This window comes from Cellulomonas gelida, assembly GCF_006538725.1.
GTDB classification, from domain to species: domain Bacteria; phylum Actinomycetota; class Actinomycetes; order Actinomycetales; family Cellulomonadaceae; genus Cellulomonas; species Cellulomonas gelida.
The window spans coordinates 1-20,710 of record NZ_BJLQ01000046.1 but is presented as its reverse complement, the minus strand read 5'-3'; the positions used below and the strand labels follow the sequence as shown (position 1 = coordinate 20,710).

The window sequence follows — 20,710 nt, the reverse complement described above, 5'->3', positions numbered from 1 at the left end:
GCCAGCGGATGCTCAGGCCAGTCCCGCCGGGAGCCGGAGCACGCGCTGGGTCGACAGGGGGTGACGCCGCGAGGCAGCGGATGCTCAGGCCAGTCCCGCCGGGAGCCGGAGCACGCGCTGGGTCGACGGGGGTGGGGTGGCTGGGGTGGGGGGGGACGGGGGTGAGGTGGTGGGGTCAGTCGTTGAGGGACTTGAGCATGGCGTTGTAGGCGTCGAGCTCGGGGTCCTCGTCGCGAGTGCGGCGGTCGCGTTGGCGCGCGGTGCGGTCGTCGTCGCGGGACCACGCCAGCGCGACGCCGATGGCCAGCGCCAGGGTCGGGAGCTCGCCGATCCCCCACGTGATCGCGCCGCCGGTCTGCTGGTCGGCGATCGCGGACGGCCCCCAGGGCCGGCCCATGAGGCCGAACCAGTCGGCGACGAGCAGCGACTCGCCGGACACGAGCGACACCCCGAAGAACGCGTGGAACGCCATCGTCGCGAACAGCGCGAGCAGGCGCTGCGGGTACCCGAGCCGCTTCGGGCCCGGGTCGACCCCGACCATCGAGTTGACGAACAGGTACCCGGCGAGCGAGAAGTGCACGACCATGAACAGGTGCCCGACGCTGTTGCGCAGCGACCACTCGAACAGACCTGTGTAGTAGAAGAGCAGCATCGAGACGACGAAGTTGACCGCCGCCACGATCGGGTTCGCGAAGAACTGCCCGACCCTGCTGTGCACCAGCACCAGGAGCCACTCACGCGGCCCGCGCGAGACGTCGCCCGACAGGTGGGCCCCGCGCACGGGCAGCGCCCGCAGCGCCAGGGTGACCGGCGCGGACAGCGCGACGAACACGGGCACCACCATGGCGAGCACCATGTGCTGGATCATGTGCGCGCTGAACAGGATGTGGCCGTACGTCGCGGGCCCGCTGTTCGTCGTCCAGCCGAAGATCAGGAGCCCGACGGTCCACGAGGCGGTGCGCGCCCAGGGCCACGCGTCGCCGCGCCGGCGCAGCCGCAGCACCCAGCGCCAGTAGACGACGAGCCCCGCGACGGTCGCGAACGCGAGCAGCAGGTCCCAGCGCCACTCGGTGAGCCACCGCGAGGCCGTCAGCTCGGGCGGCAGCGGGTGGCCGGTGATCCGGTAGGCCGGGGTCGGGTCGGCCGGCGGGGTCTCCGGCACGGGCGGCGCGCTGGACGCGAGCGCCACGGCCACGCCCGAGACGGCCCCCATGACCGCGAGCTCGACGAGCACGAGCCGCCAGAACAGCCGGGTCGCGCCCGCGACGAGAGTGCCCCTGGTCCCGTTCGCGCGCGGGTCGGAGCCGGTGCCCACCGCTGCGGTGCCCGTCGCTCCGACGCTCGACGCTCCGGTTCCGGCCGTAGCGGTCGCCACGGACTCCGACGTGCGGCCGGCCAGGGCCGCCACGGTCCGACGACGGTGCCACAGCCCGAGCCCCGCGAGCGTGACCAGCAGGACGACCTTGGCGACGAGCAGCGCGCCGTACCGGGTGTCGAGCCCCGCGAACGACCCGAGGCGCAGCCACCCGCTCACGAGCCCGGAGACGGCGACCGCCGCGACGCACCAGCCGGCGATCACGGAGTAGCGCGCGACCGCGGGGGCGAGGTCGGTGCCGACCACCCGCACGAGCGCCGCGAGCGCGGCGAGCGCCCCGATCCACACGGCGGCGCCGACGAGGTGCACGAACAGCGCGGAGGTCGCCAGGTCGTGCCCGGCGGCGCCCGCGGCGTGCCCGAGCTGCGCGAGCTGCCAGAGCGCGACGATCCCGAGCACAAGGGTCCACGCGGCACCGGTCGGGGTGCGCACGACCATTGACAGCGCCGTGACGACGGCGGCGACGACCACGACCGAGCCGAGCGTGCGGCCGAGCGGGATCTGCGTGACGTACAGCCACAGCTCGTCGCCGAAGCTCGGCGCGGTGACCGACGTCCCGGCGACGTTGGCGTAGGACAGCACGAGCTGCGCGACGGCGGCCACGGTCCACACGCCCGCGGCCCACGCGGCGACGAGCAGGGTCCGCGGGTAGGCGGTGCCCTCGGCGGCGGGCCCGCCGCGCAGGGGTCGGCGCGCACCCGGGGCGCGTTCCTCGCGCCGCGGCAGGACGCACACCGCCAGGACGAGCGCGCCGATCGTGGTCGCGGCCGCGACCTCGCCCAGCGTCTCGGTCACGGGCAGGCCCCACCGGACGAGCGGCCCGGGGTCGAGCACGAGCGCGGGCAGCGCCGCACCGGAGAACCACACGCCGACGACCACGGCGATCACGGCGACGACGACGAGCGTGACGACCCGCCACGGCCCGGGCCGCCGCACGTCGGTGAGGACGCTCATGCGCTCACGCCCCCCAGGGGGCGCCCGGACCAGTCGTCGACGCACAGCACGCGTCCAGCATCCCCCACGGCGCGTGATCGTCCGGACGGCAAGACGCACCCTGTGACCGGGAACACATCCATGGGCCCGAATTGTTGCTGACATTCGCGTCCCGGTGGGTCGATCGTCGTGCCCCGGGACGTCGGCGGGCTCCAGCCGCCGGCGCAACCGGTCCCACCCAGGTCCCACCTCCATCGAGGTCAGATGACGCAGCCCGAGACCACCCCCGACGACGCACCGACGCTCGCCCCCGCGGGGCAGCCGACCGCGCCTGGCACTGGCACGTCCGAGAGCCCGCCCGACGACGGTGGTGTCCAGCCGCCCTCGCACCGCGAGATCGTCGCGATCCTCGGCGGGCTCATGATCGGCATGTTCCTGGCGGCGCTCGACCAGACGATCGTCGCGACGTCCATGCGCACGATCGGCGACGACCTGCACGGCCTGTCGCTGCAGGCCTGGGTCACCACGGCGTACCTGCTGACAGCGACGATCTCGACGCCCCTGTACGGCAAGCTCTCCGACATGTACGGCCGCAAGCCGTTCTACCTGGCCGCGATCAGCATCTTCGTCGTCGGCTCGCTGCTGTCCGGCACGGCCGACTCGATGTACCAGCTCGCGGTGTACCGCGGCGTGCAGGGCCTGGGCGCGGGCGGGCTGATGTCGCTCGCGATCACGATCCTGGGCGACCTGGTCCCGCCGCGTGAGCGCGCGCGCTACCAGGGGTACTTCCTCGCGGTGTTCGGGACGTCGTCGGTGCTGGGTCCCGTGATCGGCGGGTTCTTCTCGGGTGCCGACGAGATCCTCGGCTTCGCAGGCTGGCGCTGGGTGTTCCTGGTCAACGTGCCGCTCGGGGTGCTCGGCTTCGCCGTCGTCTCGCGCGTGCTGCACCTGCCGCCCGTGCGGCGCGTGCACCACCGGGTGGACTGGCCGGGTGCGCTCGCGCTCGTCGTGGCGCTGGTGCCGCTGCTCGTCGTCGCGGAGCAGGGCCGCACGTGGGGCTGGACGTCGCCGCGGGCCGTGACGGCCTACGTCGTCGGCGCGGTGGGACTGCTCGCGTTCTGGCTGCTCGAGCGGCGCGCGGGCGCGGACGCGATCCTGCCGCTGCGGCTGTTCGGCAACCGGGTGTTCTCGGTCGGCGCCGCGGCGAACGTCGTGATCGGCCTGGCCATGTTCGGTGGGCTCGCGGTGCTGCCGCTGTACCTGCAGATCGTGCGCGGGCAGTCGCCCACGCAGGCGGGGCTGACCCTGATCCCGTTCACGGTCGGGATCATGGCGGGCTCGGTCATCGCCGGTCAGACCACGGCCCGCACCGGCCGGTACAAGATCTTCCCCGTCCTGGGGACGATCCTCATGATCGTCGGGAGCCTGTCGTTCGCGACGCTCGACGTCGACACCGCGTTCGGGTGGATCTTTGCGTTCTCGGTGGTGTTCGGCCTGGGCCTGGGCTTCACGATGCAGCCGCTCGTGCTGGCCGTGCAGAACGCCGTCCCGGTGCAGGACATGGGCGTGGCGACCTCGTCGTCGCTGTTCTTCCGGCAGATGGGCGGCACGCTGGGCACCGCGCTGTTCCTCTCGGTGCTGTTCTCGACCGTCGTCGGGAACATCTCGAAGGCGTTCACGTCGGCCGCGGCCACGCCCGAGCTGCAGGCGGCCGTCGCGGACCCGGCTGTGCGCGCCGACCCCGCGAACACGCATGTCCTCGAGCTTCTCGAGACCGGCCGGACCGACGGCCTGAGCATCGACGACTCGTCGTTCATCTCGGCACTCGACCCGCGCCTCGCGCGGCCGATCCTCGAGGGGTTCGCAGCCTCGATCGACCTGGTGCTCCTCATCGCGGGCCTCGTGATGATCGCGGGCGTGGTGCTCACCCTGCTGCTCCCGGAGCTGCCGCTGCGGACGGTCTCGGGCATCCAGGGCCGCCTGGCCGACGAGGCCGCGGCCGCGGCGGCGGCGGACCCCGAGCCCGCTGCTCACCAGGTGGACGCCTCGGACCGGGCAGTGGAGCCGCCCGACCAGGAACAACGTCTGCACGCGCAGTCACCGCCGGTCGGTTCCCAGCCGACCCACAGCATCGACCACTAGCGTCGCACTCACCGGCTGTCGGGCCGGGCCGTGGGACGACGAGCCGGACGCACACACCGGAGGCACGCCATGACCAGCACCACCACGACAGGCCCGGTCAGCACGGCCGCAGTCGACGACGTGACGCAGGGCCACCACGACGACACCGCCTGTGCGGGGTGTCTCGACCGGCGCCAGCTCCTGACCCGTGCGGGCGGTGCGGGGATCGCCGTCGCGGCCGCCGCGGTGCTCGCCGCGTGCGGCAGCAGCTCGTCGCCGGGCGGGGGCGGTACGGACGACACCGCGAAGGACCCGGCCGCCACCCCCGGCGCCGACGGGGCCACCCCGCTCGCGCAGGTCGCGGACGTGCCGGTGGGCGGTGCGCTGCTCGTCGAGAACGGCGGGGAGAAGGTCCTCTTGGTCCAGGCCACCGCCGGGACCATCACTGCGGTGAGCGCGATCTGCACGCACCAGGGCTGCACGGTGCAGCCCGCCAAGGACGAGCTCGACTGCCCGTGCCACGGCTCGAAGTTCACGCTCGAGGGCGCGAACATCAGCGGGCCCGCCGACAAGCCGCTGCCGGCCGTCGACGTGCACGTGAAGGACGGTGCCGTGTTCTCCGGGACGGCCTGACATGGCCGCGGACCCGATCGTCGCCGGACGCGGCACGCGCCCGGTCGCGTGGTCCTGGCGGGTGCTCACCGCGCTCGTCGTCGCGATCTCCGCGGCGGTGCACCTGTACCTCGTCGCGTCCCAGGGCTACGGCGGCGGGACGGGCAACTGGCTCGCGACGGCGTTCTGGCTGCAGGGCGTCGGCGGCCTCGTCCTGGCCGTGCTCGTGCTGGTCTGGCGCTCGCCGCTGCCGCTGCTGGGGGCCGCCGGGTTCGGGGCGAGCACCCTCGCCGGGTTCCTGCTCGCGGTCTACCTGCCCGACGGCCTGTTCGGGGTGCAGTCGCAGTGGGCCGGCTGGCAGGAGTGGGTCTCGGCGATCACCGAGGCGCTCGCCGTCGTCTTCGCCCTGGCGGCCCTGACGGCCGAACGCGCCCGCCGCTGACCCCACCAGCTCCGCCCACCCAGCACCTGCTCCGGCCTGACGCGCGCAGCGCCGGAGCAACCGCTGGGTCGGGACGTTGAGCGACGACGAGACTGCGGTCACTCCGGCCTGACGCGTACAGAGCCGGAGCAGCCGCTGGGTCGCGCGGTTGAGCGACGACGAAACTGCGGTCGCTCCGGCCTGACGCGCGTCGAGCCGGAGCAAGCGCTGGGTCAGCGTTGGGAGAGGGTCAGCCCCAGACCAGGCCGTGGGCCGGGTCTGCCAGGACCGCGGCGACGTCGGCCAGCACGCGGCTCCCGAGCTCGCCGTCCACCAGGCGGTGGTCGAAGCTCAGCGCGAGCTGCGTGACGTGGCGGACCTTGATCTTGCCCTTGTGCACCCACGGCTGCTGCCGGATCGCGCCGAACGCCAGGATCGCCGCCTCACCCGGGTTGAGGATCGGCGTGCCCGTGTCGATGCCGAACACCCCGACGTTCGTGACGGTGATCGTCCCGTCGCTCATGTCCGCCGGGCTCGTACGGCCCGCGCGCGCGGTCGCGGTCAGCTCGCCGAGCGCCTGCGCGAGCTCGTGCAGCCCGAGCCGGTGGGCGTCCTTGACGTTCGGCACGACGAGCCCGCGCGGCGTCGCCGCGGCGATGCCCAGGTTCACGTAGTGCTTGTAGACGATCTCCTGCGAGGCCTCGTCCCAGCTCGCGTTGATCTCGGGGTGGCGGCGCACGGCCAGCAGCAGCGCCTTGGCGGCGATGAGCAGCGGCGTGACGCGCACGTCCGCGAACTCGCGGTCCGCACGCAGCTTCTCGACGAGCTTCATGGTCCGCGTGACGTCGACCGTGTGGAACACGGTGACGTGCGGCGCGGTGAACGCCGAGGTCACCATCGCCTCCGCGGTGCGCTTGCGCACCGACTTCACCGGGACGCGCGTCTGGCGGCCGTCGACCGAGACCGTGCCGGACGCGAGCCACGCGCGGTCGTCGTCCTTGGCGTACGTCGCGAGCGTGCGCGCCTCGGCCTGCGCTGCGTGCGCGAGCACGTCCTCGCGCGTGACGATCCCGCCGGGACCGGTCGGGGTGACCGAGTCCAGGTCGACACCGAGCTCACGCGCGAGCTTGCGGACGGGTGGCTTGGCGAGCACGTGGGTCGCGCGGGCGGGCGTCACACCCGACGCGGCGGCGGGCGCCAGGCCCGACGAGGCGGTCGTCCGGGCCGACGGCGGAGCGACGGCTGTCGCGGCCGACGAAGCAACGGCCGACGACTCAGCAGCCGACGACGACGCAGCAGTCGACGACGCAGTGCCGGCCGGCGGCGACGTGGTGGGCGCCTGCGGCGCGGGATCCGCACCCGCGCGGGGACGACGCGCGCTGCCGGCCTCGGCGAGCCCATAGCCGACGAGCACCGACTCCCGCTGCGCACCACCGGCGAGCGCCGAGTCGCGCGCCGCCTCGATCTCGTCCGAGCCGCCCGGCTCGACGCCGCGGCGCTCGGCGGTCCGCCCGACGTGGCGCACCGCACCGGTCGTCGCGACCGGCTCGCCCTCGTCGGACGCACCCTCGTCGGACGCAGCCTCGTCGGACGCGGACCCGTCGGAGGCCGTCGCCGCACCCGGGGCATCCGCAGGCGCGGCGCCCGTCGGGTCGGTGTCGATCTCGATGATCGGCGTGCCGACGTCGACCGTGGTGCCGGGCTCGACGAGCAGCCGCGTCACGACCCCGGCCCACGGGCACGGCAGGTCGACGAGCGACTTCGCGGTCTCGATCTCGACGATCGTCTGGTTGACCTCGACCGTGTCGCCGACGGCGACGTGCCACTCGACGATCTCGGCCTCGGTGAGGCCCTCACCCGCGTCGGGGAGCGGGAACTGCTGGTACGTGGGCACGTCGTGGTCTCCTGTGAGCGGATCAGCCGGGGGTCAGAACGCGAGCGCGCGGTCCACGGCGTCGAGCACGCGGTCCAGGCCCGGCAGGTAGTCGTGCTCGATCTTCGCGACCGGGTAGGGGACGTGGAAGCCCCCCACGCGCAGCACGGGCGCCTCAAGGTGGAAGAAGCACTCCTCGGTGATGCGCGCCGCGACCTCCGCCCCGGTGCCGTACATGACGGGCGCCTCGTGCACGACGACGCAGCGGCCGGTGCGCCGCACGGACGCGGCGACGGTCGCGGTGTCGAGCGGCGAGAGCGTGCGCAGGTCGACGACCTCGACGCTCGTCCCCTCGGTCGCTGCGGCCTCGGCGGCCTTGAGCGCGGTGGTGACGGTCGGGCCGTAGGCGACGAGCGTGACGTCGGTGCCGGCGCGCACGACCCGCGCGGTGTCCATGCCGGTCGCCTCGGCGCCGTGCGGGGCGGTCGCGGGGACGTCGAGGTCGACGTCGCCCTTCTCCCAGTACCGGCCCTTGGGCTCGAAGAACAGCACCGGGTCGGGCGACGTGACGGCCTGCTGGATCAGCGCGTACGCCTCGGCGGGGCTCGACGGCGTGACCACGCGCAGCCCCGCGGTGTGCGCGAACAGGACCTCGGGCGACTCGCTGTGGTGCTCGACCGCGCCGATCCCGCCGCCGTAGGGCACGCGGATGACGACGGGCAGGTTCAGCCGGCCGCGCGAGCGGTAGTGCATCTTCGCGAGCTGCGTCGTGATCTGGTCGTACGCGGGGAAGATGAACCCGTCGAACTGGATCTCGAGCACCGGGCGGTAGCCGCGCAGCGCGAGGCCGATCGCGGTCCCGACGATCCCCGACTCGGCGAGCGGCGTGTCGACCACGCGGTCCTCGCCGAACTCGGCCTGCAGCCCGTCGGTCACGCGGAACACGCCACCGAGCCGGCCGATGTCCTCGCCCATGAGCAGGACCTTGTCGTCGTCCGCGAGCGCACGGCGCAGGCCGAGCGTGATCGCCTTGGCGAACGTCAGGCGCTGGACGCCCGTGGGGAACGGCGCCACGTCCGACGAGGGTGCGGGCGCACCCGGCGCGGTGGTCGCCTGCGTGGCGGCCGACGACGGGCCGGTGGCCACGCCGTTCGTCGCGCCCGCGGCGCTGGTGCCGCTCGTCGGGCCGTGCAGCGCGGCGGGGGGCCGGTGTGCCCCAGCAGCCGTGCGGGTGTCGTGCGTCGCGGTGCTCATCGGTGGCTCCCCTCGGAGTGACCGGGACGGTCCAGGAACGACGACTCGTAGGACTCGAACCACGCGCGCTCGGCCTCGACGCCCGAGTGCGGGGTGGCGTAGACGTGCTCGAACATCGACGCGGGCGACGGGTGGCCCATCGCGCGGATCGTCGTGCGGATGTGCTCGCCGAGGGCGTCCCCCTCCGCCGCGAGCGACGCGAGGAACTGCGACGGCAGCGCGTCGCGCGACTCGAGGTAGGCGCGCAGGCGGTCGATCGGGTCGCGCCGGCGCCAGTGCTCCTCCTGCTCGGAGCTGCGGTAGCGCGACGGGTCGTCGGACGTCGTGTGCGCACCCATGCGGTACGTGAAGGCCTCGACGAACGTCGGGCCGCCGCCGGACCGCGCGCGCTCGAGCGCCTGCGCGGTCACCGCGTAGCTCGCCAGCACGTCGTTCCCGTCGACCCGCACCGCGGGGATGCCGAAGCCCGGGGCGCGCGCCGCGATCGGCACGGTGGCCTGGCGCGTCGTCGGCTCCGAGATCGCCCACTGGTTGTTCTGGCAGAACAGCACCACGGGCGCCTGGTTGACCGCCGCGAAGACGAGGGCCTCGCTCACGTCCCCCTGCGAGGTCGCGCCGTCGCCGAAGTACGTGACGACCGCGGTGTCCTTGTCCGGGTCGCCCGTGCCGACGAGGCCGTCGCGCACGACGCCCATCGCGTAGCCGGTCGCGTGCAGCGTGTGCGAGCCGATCACGAGCGTGTAGAGGTGGAAGCCGTGCGCGACCGGGTCCCAGCCGCCGTGGTCGACGCCGCGGAACAGCCGCAGCACCTCGGTGAGCTCGACCCCGCGCACGTGCGCGACCCCGTGCTCGCGGTAGCTCGGGAACACGTGGTCCTGCGGGCGCAGCGCGCGCCCGGAGCCGACCTGCGCGGCCTCCTGGCCGAGCGCCTGCGCGAACAGCGCGAGCTCGCCCTGGCGCTGCAGCGCGGTGGCCTCGGTGTCGAACCGGCGGACCAGGACCATGTCGCGGTACATCGCGCGCAGGTCGTCGTCGGTCAGGTCCGCCACGTAGGCGTCGTACTCGGGGTGCGCGACGCGCTCGCCGCTGGGCGTGAGGAGCTGGACGAGCCCCTCCTCCGTCAGCGGCCCGGCGTCGGCCGAGGCCGGCGACGGGGACGCCGCGGGAGACGTGGAGTGGGCCGCGGCCCGTCCGTCCGAGGTGGGGACGGGGGCCGCGGCCGGCCCGCCGGGGGTAGCGGCGGGGGTCCATGGGGCAGCCGGCGCGGTCGACCCGGACGGTGATCCGGTCTGACCGTGCCCGAGGGCTGCTGCGGGAGAGATGTCGGCGTGGGGGAGGCCGGACGAGCTCACGCGGTGCTCCTTCGCGTGCAGCGGCGGTAGCCGCTCCGGGACGTGGGGCCTGGTCCAGCACCCAACCTACGACACCGTAGCCTACGCCTCCGTAGGTTCCAGGCAACCCCTGGCGACAAGGATCGGTCGCCCGACTTGTCGGCACCCCACAGGGCACCCGGAGCGCCTCACGGGGCTCTGATGCTGTCCCGCGACGACGCCTCGGGGAAAGGTCCGCAGGTCAGCGGCTCAGGTGCTGGGCGGTGACCTCGAGCAGCAGGTCCGTCGCCTCGGGCTCGCCCACGCTCACGCGCACGCCGTCGCCCGCGAAGGCCCGCACGATCACGCCGTTCCGTGAGCAGCGCTCGGCGAGCGCGGTCGCGTGGTCGCCGACACCGAGCCACACGAAGTTGGCCTCGCTGTCGGGCACGGTCCAGCCCTGCGCGCGCAGCGCGGTGAGCATCCGCGAGCGCTCCTTGACGATCGCGTCGACCCGCGCCAGCAGCTCGTCGCGCGAGCGCAGCGACGCCACCGCGGCGAGCTGCGCGACGCTCGAGACCCCGAACGGCGTCGACGCGGCCCGGATGCCCGCGGCGTGCCTGGTCCGCGCGACGGCGTACCCGACGCGCAGCCCGGCCAGGCCGTAGGCCTTGGAGAACGTGCGCAGCAGCACCACGTTGCGGCGCGCGGCGAACACGGCGAGGCCGTCAGCGGCCGCGGCGTCCCGCACGAACTCGACGTACGCCTCGTCGAGCACGACGAGCACCTCTTCCGGCACCGTGTCGAGGAACTGCTCGAGCTCGTCGGCGCGCACGGCCGGGCCGGTCGGGTTGTTGGGCGTGCAGACCAGCACGACCCGCGTGCGGTCGGTGACCGCCGCGGCCATCGCGGGCAGGTCGAGCCGGCCGTCGTCGGTCACGGGCACGCGCACGCCGCGCGCGCCGGCGAGGGTCACCGCGATCGGGTACGCCTCGAACGAGCGCCAGGGGAACACGACCTCGTCGTCGGCCTCGCAGAACGCGGTCAGGACGTGCCCCAGGACGGCCACCGACCCGCAGCCCACGACGACCTGCTCGGGCGTGACGCCCAGCTGCTCCGCGATCGCCTCGGTCAGCTCGGTCGCGTACATGTCCGGGTAGCGGTTCACGTCGACCGCGGCATCGGCGATCGCGGCCATCACGGACGGCAGCGGCGGGTACGGGTTCTCGTTCGACGACAGCTTGAACGCCGCCGCCCCCACCGGTGAGCGCGCGCCGGGGACGTACGGCGGCAGGTCGGCGAGGGCACGACGAAGGACGGGGCGGCTCACGTGCACAGGATGCCACCGATGCCCGCGGGCTCAGCCGCGACCCGGCCGCCCGGCCCCGACCGCCTCGACGACCGCGTCGAACGCGGGCTTCGTGGCGTAGTCCTCGTCCCACAGCAACGCCGCGCCGTAGCCGGGGAACCACTGCGGGACCCACGAGTAGCGGTCCGTGACGCCCCAGAACGTGACGCCCAGGCAGCCCTCGACCGCGAGGCACGTGCTGACGACCGTGCCGAAGTCCTCGGCCTGCTGCGCGAGGTCCGCGTCGTTGGGCGGCGTCGGGATGCGCACGTCGACCTCGGTGAACCGGACGGTCAGGCCGAGGTCGACGAACCGCTGGAGGTTCTCCTGCAGGTCGTCGCCGAGCTTGCCGCCGGTGAGGTGGCCCTGGAAGCCCACGCAGTCGATCGGCACGTCGCGCGCCACGAGGTCGGACACCATCGCGTAGACCGCGTCGGACTTCGGGCCGATCGCCTCGAGGTCGTAGTCGTTGTAGCAGAGCTGGGCGTCGGGGTCCGCCTCGTGCGCGGTGCGGAACGCATCCTCGATGTACCCGTCACCGAGGGTCGCCTGGAACGGCGATCCCGCGCGGCGCGTGCCGTCGTCGTCGATCGCCTCGTTGACCACGTCCCACGCGAAGACCTGGCCCTTGAAGTGCTCGACCTGCGTGCGGATGTGCTCCTCCATCGCGGCCTGCATCGCGGGCGCGTCGAGCGCGGCGACCCAGTCGGGGAGCTGGGAGTGCCAGACGAGCGTGTGGCCGTAGAGCTTCTTGCCGTGCTCGCGCGCGTACTGCGCGAGCGTGTCGGCGCCGGCGAAGTCCCACTGGCCCTGCACGCGTTCGGTGGTCTCCCACTTCATGACGTTCTCGGCGACGACGAGGGACGCGTGGGTGTCGACGATCTCGCGGTACTCGGGCTCGTCGAGCAGCTCGGGGGCGACCGCGAAGCCGATGTCGAGCGCGCTGCCCCCCGCGATCTCCGCGAGGACCGGTCCGGTCCCGCCCTGCGTCGGCGCGGCGGTCGGTCCCGGCTCGGGGTCGTCGCTGCACGCGGCGAGCGGCAGGGCGAGCAGCAGGGGCAGCAGCGCTGCCACGGCGCGACGGCGGGAGGGCACGGCGTGAGGCATCGAGTCTCCGATCGACTTTCGGCGTCGTCGCCGAAACCTGCGCGATGGTAGCGCGCCGACCTGTCCGCAGGTGCGAACTTCCGGCAGCGCGCAGGCTTGCCTGGCAGGATCGACGCATGTCCTTCGTGCTGCGCGTGATCATCAACGGGTTCGCGATCTGGCTCGCGACCGTCCTGCTGTCCGACGGCCTGCAGATCGTCGGCGCGGACTCGACGAGCGAGAAGGTCCTCATCATCGGCTTCATCGCGTTGATCTTCGGGATCGTCAACGCGGTCGTGAAGCCGATCGTCCAGATCCTCTCGATCCCGCTGTACATCCTCACGCTGGGTCTGTTCACGCTGGTCGTGAACGCCCTCATGCTCCTGCTCACCGCGTGGATCACGGGCTTCACCGACTGGGGCCTCGAGATCGAGGGCTTCTGGTGGGCCGTCGGCGGCGCGCTGATCATCTCGATCGTCTCGTTCGCGCTCTCGATCCTGCTGCCCGGCTCGCGCAAGTAGCCGGGCGCGAGCAGGCAGCGCGCGACGACGGACGCGCGTCAGGCGTGCGCCTGGTCGACGCGCACGTCGTCGGCGTCAGAGGCGGCGCGGCAGGACGATCGCCGCGACTGCCGCACCCGTGACGAGCGCGAGGACGCGCCACAGGTCGCCCGCGTCGAGCGTCGCGCCGGCGAGCACGAGCGCGACCACGGCGAGGACCTGCGCCGGGACCTGCAGCAGCGCGACCTCGCGCAGGCCCTCGGCGAGCACGGCGATCTCGATGCGCGAGCGCAGCGCCACGCGCGCCGACCACGTGCTCGCCCACACCGCGAGGTGCACGAGCAGGACGAGCGCGAGCGTCGTCAGCACCGCGGGCGGGCCGCCGATCAGCACCTCGAACCCGACGACCAGCACCGCGACCCACACGAGCGACAGCCTCGGCAGCGCCGCGACCAGCGCCGCCAGGAGCAGCGCGCCCACGACGGACGACAACGACAGCGGCAGCAGCACGGACCAGCCGACCATCAGCAGCAGTGCGACGAGCAGGCCCGTGCAGATCCGCACGACCCCGCCGCTGACGGTCGGGCCGACCTCGAGCTCGGCTTCCGGCTCGGGTGCCGGTCGCAGCCCGGGCAGCACGGACCACCACCTGGGCGTCGTCACTCGCGGGTTCGTCGGCTCGGTCATCGCACTCCCGCCCCCGCCCCGGGCCGCCGCTGGCCGCTGCGCGCGAGCCCGGCGAGCGCCACCTGCGGCGCGTCGCGCCACGTCACCAGCTCGACGTCCGCGTCCTGCAGACCCGCGAGCCGGTCGGTCCGCGCGAGGCGCACGAGCCGCAGCGCGAGGCGCTCCCGGTCCCGCAGCACGGCCTCGCGCAGCGTCGGCAGCACGTCCACGGCCACGACCCGGTGCCCCGCGCGCCGCCACTGCACGGCCGCGTCCGCCGCGGCGTCGTCGAGGAACGTCGAGAACACGATCACGAGCGCGCCCGACGGGAGCTGCGGTGCACGCACGCGGTGCAGCGGCTCGCCCTCGGGCCTGGTCAGCGCGAGCGCGTGCCGGATCCGGTCGAGCTGGCGCCTGCCGCCGCCGGGCGGCAGGGGACGGCGGACCGCGCCCAGGTCGTCGAGCCCCACGCGGTCGCCCGCCGCGAGGTAGGCCTGCGCGAGGGATGTGGCCGCCTGCCGCGCGAGGTCGAGCGACGTCGGGTCGGACGCGCGCGGTCGCAGCGAGCCGCGCCACGTGCGCGGGTCGGGGCCGATGTCGTCGCGCGAGTCGACGACCAGCAGCACCGCGGCCTCCGCGAGCGCGAGCTCACGGCGCACGTACAGCTCCTGCAGCGCCGGGGAACGGCGCGCCGTCACGCGCCAGTCGATGCGGCGCAGGCGGTCGCCGGGCGTGTACGGGTGCACGTCCCGCAGCCCGCCACCCTCACCGGGCCGGCGCGACGGGTGCGCACCCGACAGGCCGCGCAGCCGGAACGGCAGGGGCAGCTGGCCCAGCGGGCCGGGCGTCGGCAGGACGAGCGCGTCGTCGGTCGCAGGCTCGACCGGCTCCGAGACGGTCGCGCCGCCCGGGCCGATGCCGATCGCGTCGATCTCCGCGACGGTCTGCGGACCGGTCCGCACGGTGTGCACGACGAGCGGCAACGTGCGCTGCCCGCGGACCTGCACGACCACCTCGTCCTGCGAGCGGTTCGAGCGCCGCACCGCCACGACGACGGCCGCCGTGCCGCGCGGCGCGGTGATCCGCACGCGCGAGCGCAAGGTCCCCGGCTCGTCGTCAGCCGCTGCGGTGGTCGCACCCTCGCCGCCGTCGAGGTCGGCCGCACCCTCGTCGGCCGGAGCGTTCGTCTCGTCGTCGACGTCGTCGGACGCGCCCAGGTGCACCTCGATCTCGCGCGACGGCGTGCGCAGCCAGCCCCACACGGCCGCCCCGACGAGCGGTACCGCGAGCACCGCGACGTCCGCGCGCCCCACGGCCGCGCCGACGAGCAGCAGCACGACGCCGACGGTCGCGCCGACCGCCGTCGTCTGCCCGCGGGACCAGGGCTCGTTCATCGCGCGGCGCCGACCCCCCGCACCGTCGCGGGACCGGGCACGTGCGCGAGGACCTCCTGCACGACGCGCTGCGGCGCGAGGCCCGACGCCCACGCCTGCGGCGTCAGCGAGATCCGGTGCGCGAGCGTCGCGACGCCCACGGCCTTGACGTCCTCGGGCGTCACGAAGTCGCGGCCCTCGAGCACCGCGACGGACCGCGCGACGAGCACGAGCGCCTGCGACCCGCGCGGGGACGCACCGACCTCGACCGCGGCGTGCTGACGCGTCGCGGCGGCGAGGTCCACGCAGTAGCCGAGCACGTCGTCGTCGACCGTGACGGCCTCGACGCCCGCCTGCATCGCGCGCAGCGTGGGCGCGTCGACGACCGTGCGCACGGTGGCCGCCTCCTGCCGCCGCGCGAGGCGACGCGCGAGCACGTCGACCTCGGAGGTTCGCTGCGGGTACCCGACTGCGAGACGCACCATGAACCGGTCGAGCTGGGCTTCGGGCAGCGGGTACGTGCCCTCGTACTCGACCGGGTTGGACGTCGCGACCACGTGGAACGGGTCGGGCAGCGGCCGCGTCACGCCGTCGACCGTGACCTGCCGCTCGGCCATCGCCTCGAGCAGCGCGGACTGGGTCTTGGGCGCGGTGCGGTTGATCTCGTCGGCCAGCAGCAGCCCCGCGAACACCGGGCCGGGCCGGAAGTCGAAGCTCGCCGAGGCCGGGTCGAACACCGAGGACCCGGTGATGTCCGACGGCAGCAGGTCGGGCGTGCACTGCACGCGCCGGAACTCCAGGCCGAGCGCGGTCGCGAGCGAGCGCGCCGCGAGGGTCTTGCCCAGGCCGGGCACGTCCTCGAACAGCACGTGCCCGCCCGCGAGGATCGCCGCGAGCGCGACCGTCAGCGGCTCACGCATGCCGACGACCGCGGTGGCGACCTCGTCGAGCACCGCGCGGCCGTGCGCGGCGACCTCCGTGACGGGCAGGTGGGGCTCGGTGCGCGGCGCGGACGCCGGCTCGGGGATGCGCTCGGTCATCGGTTCCTCCTGGGGCGCGGGGTGCGGGGCTGGTCGGGGGCCGGCGCGCGACCGCCGGCGGGTGTCACGAGGTCGGTGGGGTCGCCGGGCCGGTCCGCTGGCTGGTCGTCAGGCTGGTCGTCGGGCTGGTCGACCGGCTCGTCGGACCTCGCGGGACGCGGGCCGAGGGCCTCGAGCACACCGAGGGTGAAGGTCAGGTCCGCGACCGACGGCAACGGCGCGGACCGCCGCGTGAGCGTCTGCGCGGCGCGGCGGCCGACGAGCGCGACGACGGCGTCGAGCTGCTCGGGGTCCGCCAGGTCCACGCCGTGGCGCGCGAGCCGGACCGTCGCGGTCTCGCGCAGGCGGCGCATCGCGCGCTCACCCGCACGGCCGTCGCGGCCCACCATCGACCACGCGAGGTCCTGCAGGTCGCCGCGCGAGCCGTCCGGGCGCACGTGACGCTCGCGCTCCCAGTCGGGCTCCGGGTCGGGCTCGAGCCGCGTCACGACGACGACGAACGCGGCGACCGCGATGCCGAGGACGATCGACGACCACCACGTGAACCCGGCCATGAGCCCGAGCCCGACGCCCACGAGCACGCCGACGCCCTCGCGCCACACGAGGTGCCACAGCTGGCCGATCACGACGCGCCCTCGTCGGACTCCGGGTCCGTGCGACGGCGCAGGCCGCGGGCGATGTCGTGGAGCGCGGCACGGGCTCGCGTGACGTCGTCGTCGGTGACCGGGTGCTCGCTGAACCGCGCCGCGAGGTAGAGGTCGAGCAGCGTGCGGCTCGCGGCGGGGTCGGCGCGCGTGGTGTCGAGCAGGTCGAGCGTGAACTCGGTCGCGGTCTGCGCGCGCTCGCGCACCACGCCGCTGCGCTCGGCGGACTGCTCGAGCGCGACCCACGCGGCGATCACGGCGTCGCCGGGCGGCAGGTCGCGCGCGAGTGCGTCGAACGCGTCCTCGACCCCCGCCGCGAGCGCGGGCTGCGCGAGGTCGAGCACGTCGCCGCGCAGCAGCGTCCCGGCGGTGAAGCCCTCCTCGAACCCGAGCTCGCGCTGCTGCTCGAGCCACCGCCGCACGACGCGCACCGCCTGACGACCCAGGAACGTGAGCAGCGCGAGCACCACGAAGAAGCCGATGACGACGAGCCACGCGGGCATGCCGTTCTCGGGCACGACGTCGGCGACCGCGTCGCCCGTCGGCGCGGGGGTGGGCTGGTTGCGGTCGGGCAGCAGGGCGGTGGGGAGGTCGAACTCGGCGCCCGGTCGCTGGCCGGGCACGAACGGTCCGGCGACGGCCGCGGCGAGCACGGTCACGACGACGAGCCCGCCCGCGACGAGCGCCGTGCGCTGCGCCGAGCGGATCCGCGCGGCCGTGGCGGCGCCGATCGTCGTCGGGTCGCTCGCGGAGGGGTCGCCCGGCGCGGCGTCGTGCGCTCCGGGACGGTCGGGGCGCGTCGGGCGGACCGCCATGCGCCCTCCCCAGACCTCGTCGTGCGTCGTCGGCGGCGGATCGTCGTCCCGCCGCACCGCGTGCGTCCCGCGCCCGCGCGCTCACGGTAACGACCCGCGGCCCCGCCCGACGACACGCTGGGCGAATCGCCCCGGTCCACCCTGCGCCCGTCCGCGCCCCGCCGGTCCGCGCCCCGCCGGTCCGCGCCCCGCCCGTCCGTGCATGGACCGGTGCCCGCGCGCGGGGCACGCCCTGGGATGATGGGCGCCATGACCTCTCCCGCGCGCGTGAGCCTCGCCGACGTCACCCCGCCGATCGCCCTCGGCCCGCTCGACGGCCGTTACCGCCCCGCGGTCGCGCCGCTCGTCGACCACCTGTCGGAGGCTGCGCTCAACCGGGCGCGCGTGCACGTCGAGGTCGAGTGGCTCATCCACCTGACGAGCCGCGGCGTCGTGCCGGGCGCGCCGGTGCTGAGCGACGCCGAGGTCGCCTACCTGCGGGACGTCGTCGCGACGTTCGGCGCCGCCGAGGTCGCCGAGCTCGCGGAGATCGAGCGCGTCACGGTGCACGACGTGAAGGCGGTCGAGTACTTCCTCAAGCGCCGGCTCGAGGCGGCGCCGGGCGCCCTGGGTGAGGGCACGGTCCTGCCCTCGGTCGGCGAGCTCGTGCACTTCGCGTGCACCAGCGAGGACATCAACAACCTCTCCTACGCGCTCATGGTCCGCGGCGCGGTGCAGGAGGTGTGGCTCCCGGCCGCGACCGCGCTGGCCGACGAGGTCGCCGTGCTGGCCCACGAGCACGCCGACCAGCCCCTGCTCGCCCTGACCCACGGCCAGCCCGCGACGCCCACGACGCTCGGCAAGGAGCTCGCGGTCCTGGCCCACCGGCTGCGCCGCCAGCTGCGCCGGATCGCCGGGGACGAGTACCTCGGCAAGATCAACGGCGCGACCGGCACGTACGGCGCGCACGTCGTCGCCGTGCCGGGCGCCGACTGGCAGGAGGTCTCGCGCACGTTCGTCGAGCACCTGGGCCTGACGTGGAACCCGCTGACCACGCAGATCGAGTCGCACGACTGGCAGGCCGAGCTCTACGCCGACGTCTCGCGCTTCAACCGCGTGCTGCACAACCTCGCGACCGACGTCTGGACGTACATCTCGCGCGGCGTGTTCATCCAGATCCCCGTGGCGGGCGCGACCGGTTCGTCGACCATGCCGCACAAGGTCAACCCCATCCGGTTCGAGAACGCCGAGGCCAACCTCGAGCTCTCGTCGGCGCTGCTCGACACGCTCGCCTCGACCCTGGTCACGTCGCGCCTGCAGCGCGACCTGACGGACTCGACCACGCAGCGCAACATCGGCCCGGCGTTCGGGCACAGCCTCCTGGCGATCGACAACGTCCGACGAGGGCTGCGCGCGCTGTCCGTCGACGCGGCGCTGCTCGCGCGCGAGCTCGACGAGAACTGGGAGGTGCTCGGCGAGCCCGTCCAGTCGGCGATGCGCGCGGCCTCCGTCGCGGGCGTCACCGGCATGGAGAACCCGTACGAGCGGCTCAAGGAGCTCACGCGCGGTCGTCGTCTGACGGCCGACGACATGCGCGAGTTCATCGCGGGCCTCGGCCTGCCCGCGGACGTGGCCGCGCGCCTGCAGGAGCTCACCCCCGCCGGCTACACGGGCCTGGCCGCCGCGCTCGTCGCGCACCTCGACGCCTGACCCGTCCGGGGCTCGCGCGAGCGCGTCCGTGCAGCGGATCCGCGGCGATCCCAGCGGAGCGGGTGTGACCGTGATCACCCCGGCGCGCCCGGAATCGGTTTCGGTGTGGGCGCGCTACCACTTTCGACGGAACCGATCTGGACATGTGACCCGTTTCCTTGCAGAATCGGGCCCGATCCGTCCGTTTTACCCGTTCCTGAGCCCTCGGGCTCGCAGCCGGGGAACCGTCATCGTCCATCCCCCCAAGTCGTAGGCGAGGCCGCCATGACCTTGATGCAGAAGGCGATCACCCCCGCGCTCGCGCGGGCCCACGTCGAGGGCGGTTACGACCGCATGGCCGGCTACGTGGTCCGCGCCGAGGACGTCGCGTTCGCGACGACGCCCGCCCAGCTGTTCGAGGTCCACGGGCTCGGCTACCCGGGTTCGCCGTTCCGCCGGGACGCCCAGTTCATCGACCTGCTCCGCTTCGAGTCCGGCCCGCAGCTGCAGTACCGCGACGTGCCGGGCTACATCGTCCCCCTGTGGTGGCTGCGACACTCCCGCGTCACGCCGGGCGCCGAGCTCGTCCGCGTGTTCGCCGACGGGTCGGTCACGCTCCTGGCGCGCTACGGCGACGTCGGCACGGGCTGGTCGGTCACGAACCTCGGGTACCGCCCCGCGCTCGCCTCGCTGTCGAGGTGCGTCGGACCGGTCGCGAAGTGGCACAGCGCCTACCTCGAGGCGGACCTGGTCGACGGCGGGAACACCGTGGTGCTCGCGCTCGCCAACCCGCCGCTCGCCGAGACCGGCTTCCAGCAGGCGCACTCCGGCCGGTGGTTCCGCCGCGTGCCGCGCGAGGACGTCTCGGAGCTGTTCGAGCTCGACCTCACGGCCCGCTGGAACGGGCTCGCGGTACGCGTCGTCGACCAGTGGCAGGACGCGCAGCGCTACGTGGTCGCGCGGATCTCGCACCTGGGCGACGACCTGGACCACGCCGAGCACCTGCGCCTCGACCGCGTCGAGGCGGGCGTCTACGAGGCGGTCGTGTACGCGGCCGAGCTCACGGACATCCAGACCAACCAGGTCGTGCCGCACACGTGGTCGCCCGGGCCGGCGCGGGCGCTGCGCCGCCCGGTCTCGCAGTCCTCGTCGTACTGAGACCTCGTCGTACCGGGCTCTCAAGGCTCTTCGCCCAGTGGAGGGTCGCGGCCAAGCAGGGTCCGGAGTGGTGTTGCGGGCGGGCGTGGCCGCCCGAGTGGTGGTCCCTGGCCCGCCATACGCCCCCGCGCGTCGCGGCCACCGGCACTGCGCAGGCCGGTTGACAGCTATAGGAGCATCAGCCACCTGCTCGTGTACCAGACCATCCGATACTGCACGCGCATAGCACGCGATGGCAGGAGGGGGCGCCACGATCGAGCGACTTCCTGAGCGTTGATCCGGGCCGTTAGCGTCTCACCGATCTGCGGGTACTGGCGAGACGTAGGGGTCGCGCACTCCGCCGGGAGCAGAAAGGCGCGAGGAGTACACCATGGCGGAGGACAGATTCCGAGCACGAGCGCTGCGGAACCCCGCATCTGCGGTTGCCGCGATCATCGGGATGATCGTGATGCTGCTCGGGACCGCCGGCCCGGCATCCGCGAGCCGATCGTTCACGTCCGCGCCGATCCCGAA

17 protein-coding genes are annotated in these 20,710 nt (G+C 74.1%); 6 read left to right on the top strand and 11 right to left on the bottom strand.

Annotation, left to right across the window (positions count from 1 at the left end; all coding sequences use genetic code 11):
* Positions 1 to 175: 175 nt before the first annotated feature.
* Positions 176 to 2,329 carry a bifunctional copper resistance protein CopD/cytochrome c oxidase assembly protein gene (locus CGE01nite_RS15120; protein ID WP_141371579.1) on the bottom strand — a complete coding sequence of 718 codons (2,154 nt, stop codon included), beginning with the start codon at positions 2,327 to 2,329 and terminating at the stop codon, positions 176 to 178.
* A gap of 243 nt (positions 2,330 to 2,572) precedes the next feature.
* Here CGE01nite_RS15120 and CGE01nite_RS15115 point away from each other — a divergent pair, with 243 nt between their 5' ends.
* The 3 genes from CGE01nite_RS15115 (at position 2,573) to CGE01nite_RS15105 (ending at position 5,483) form a co-directional block, all read left to right on the top strand.
* Positions 2,573 to 4,450, top strand: a complete 1,878-nt coding sequence (locus CGE01nite_RS15115) for an MDR family MFS transporter (RefSeq protein ID WP_141371578.1) — start codon at positions 2,573 to 2,575, stop codon at positions 4,448 to 4,450.
* Between the two features lie 69 nt (positions 4,451 to 4,519).
* Entirely contained in the window at positions 4,520 to 5,062 is a 543-nt protein-coding gene (locus CGE01nite_RS15110) for a QcrA and Rieske domain-containing protein (protein WP_141371577.1), read from the top strand.
* A gap of 1 nt (position 5,063) precedes the next feature.
* Positions 5,064 to 5,483: a hypothetical protein gene (locus CGE01nite_RS15105; protein WP_141371576.1), complete on the top strand. Its 420-nt coding sequence runs from the start codon at positions 5,064 to 5,066 to the stop codon at positions 5,481 to 5,483.
* A 229-nt stretch (positions 5,484 to 5,712) separates the two neighbouring features.
* Here CGE01nite_RS15105 and CGE01nite_RS15100 read toward each other — a convergent pair whose 3' ends face one another.
* From CGE01nite_RS15100 to CGE01nite_RS15080, 5 genes are all read right to left on the bottom strand, one after another.
* Positions 5,713 to 7,356 (bottom strand): dihydrolipoamide acetyltransferase family protein, encoded by a 1,644-nt coding sequence (locus CGE01nite_RS15100; RefSeq protein WP_141371575.1) that lies wholly within the window; start codon positions 7,354 to 7,356, stop codon positions 5,713 to 5,715.
* Positions 7,357 to 7,389: 33 nt separating this feature from the next.
* Positions 7,390 to 8,589, bottom strand: coding sequence for an alpha-ketoacid dehydrogenase subunit beta (locus CGE01nite_RS15095; protein WP_229747607.1), 1,200 nt, complete (start codon positions 8,587 to 8,589; stop codon positions 7,390 to 7,392).
* Positions 8,586 to 9,713 carry a pyruvate dehydrogenase (acetyl-transferring) E1 component subunit alpha gene (pdhA, locus tag CGE01nite_RS15090; protein WP_174773471.1) on the bottom strand — a complete coding sequence of 376 codons (1,128 nt, stop codon included), beginning with the start codon at positions 9,711 to 9,713 and terminating at the stop codon, positions 8,586 to 8,588. The genes CGE01nite_RS15095 and pdhA overlap by 4 nt, the downstream gene beginning before the upstream one ends.
* 448 nt (positions 9,714 to 10,161) lie before the next feature.
* Positions 10,162 to 11,229, bottom strand: coding sequence for a histidinol-phosphate transaminase (gene hisC / locus CGE01nite_RS15085; protein ID WP_141371574.1), 1,068 nt, complete (start codon positions 11,227 to 11,229; stop codon positions 10,162 to 10,164).
* Between the two features lie 30 nt (positions 11,230 to 11,259).
* Positions 11,260 to 12,321 carry an endo-1,4-beta-xylanase gene (locus tag CGE01nite_RS15080; protein ID WP_170210998.1) on the bottom strand — a complete coding sequence of 354 codons (1,062 nt, stop codon included), beginning with the start codon at positions 12,319 to 12,321 and terminating at the stop codon, positions 11,260 to 11,262.
* Between the two features lie 149 nt (positions 12,322 to 12,470).
* Here CGE01nite_RS15080 and CGE01nite_RS15075 point away from each other — a divergent pair, with 149 nt between their 5' ends.
* Positions 12,471 to 12,854, top strand: a complete 384-nt coding sequence (locus CGE01nite_RS15075) for a phage holin family protein (RefSeq protein WP_048342652.1) — start codon at positions 12,471 to 12,473, stop codon at positions 12,852 to 12,854.
* Between the two features lie 75 nt (positions 12,855 to 12,929).
* Here CGE01nite_RS15075 and CGE01nite_RS15070 read toward each other — a convergent pair whose 3' ends face one another.
* From CGE01nite_RS15070 to CGE01nite_RS15050, 5 genes are read right to left on the bottom strand one after another with little or no spacing between them, the layout of a single operon-like run.
* Positions 12,930 to 13,520, bottom strand: a complete 591-nt coding sequence (locus tag CGE01nite_RS15070) for a hypothetical protein (RefSeq protein WP_170210997.1) — start codon at positions 13,518 to 13,520, stop codon at positions 12,930 to 12,932.
* Positions 13,517 to 14,893, bottom strand: coding sequence for a DUF58 domain-containing protein (locus CGE01nite_RS15065; RefSeq protein ID WP_141371571.1), 1,377 nt, complete (start codon positions 14,891 to 14,893; stop codon positions 13,517 to 13,519). Before CGE01nite_RS15065 ends, CGE01nite_RS15070 begins: the two co-directional genes overlap by 4 nt.
* A complete protein-coding gene (locus CGE01nite_RS15060; protein WP_141371570.1) occupies positions 14,890 to 15,912 on the bottom strand; it encodes an AAA family ATPase in 1,023 nt (340 codons plus the stop codon). Before CGE01nite_RS15060 ends, CGE01nite_RS15065 begins: the two co-directional genes overlap by 4 nt.
* Entirely contained in the window at positions 15,909 to 16,538 is a 630-nt protein-coding gene (locus CGE01nite_RS15055; protein ID WP_141371569.1) for a hypothetical protein, read from the bottom strand. Before CGE01nite_RS15055 ends, CGE01nite_RS15060 begins: the two co-directional genes overlap by 4 nt.
* Positions 16,535 to 17,371 carry a DUF4129 domain-containing protein gene (locus CGE01nite_RS15050; RefSeq protein WP_141371568.1) on the bottom strand — a complete coding sequence of 279 codons (837 nt, stop codon included), beginning with the start codon at positions 17,369 to 17,371 and terminating at the stop codon, positions 16,535 to 16,537. Before CGE01nite_RS15050 ends, CGE01nite_RS15055 begins: the two co-directional genes overlap by 4 nt.
* A gap of 249 nt (positions 17,372 to 17,620) precedes the next feature.
* Here CGE01nite_RS15050 and purB point away from each other — a divergent pair, with 249 nt between their 5' ends.
* Positions 17,621 to 19,060, top strand: coding sequence for an adenylosuccinate lyase (gene purB / locus CGE01nite_RS15045; RefSeq protein WP_141371567.1), 1,440 nt, complete (start codon positions 17,621 to 17,623; stop codon positions 19,058 to 19,060).
* 264 nt (positions 19,061 to 19,324) lie between these two features.
* Entirely contained in the window at positions 19,325 to 20,197 is an 873-nt protein-coding gene (locus CGE01nite_RS15040; RefSeq protein WP_048342656.1) for a UCP033725 family protein, read from the top strand.
* Positions 20,198 to 20,710: the final 513 nt, after the last annotated feature.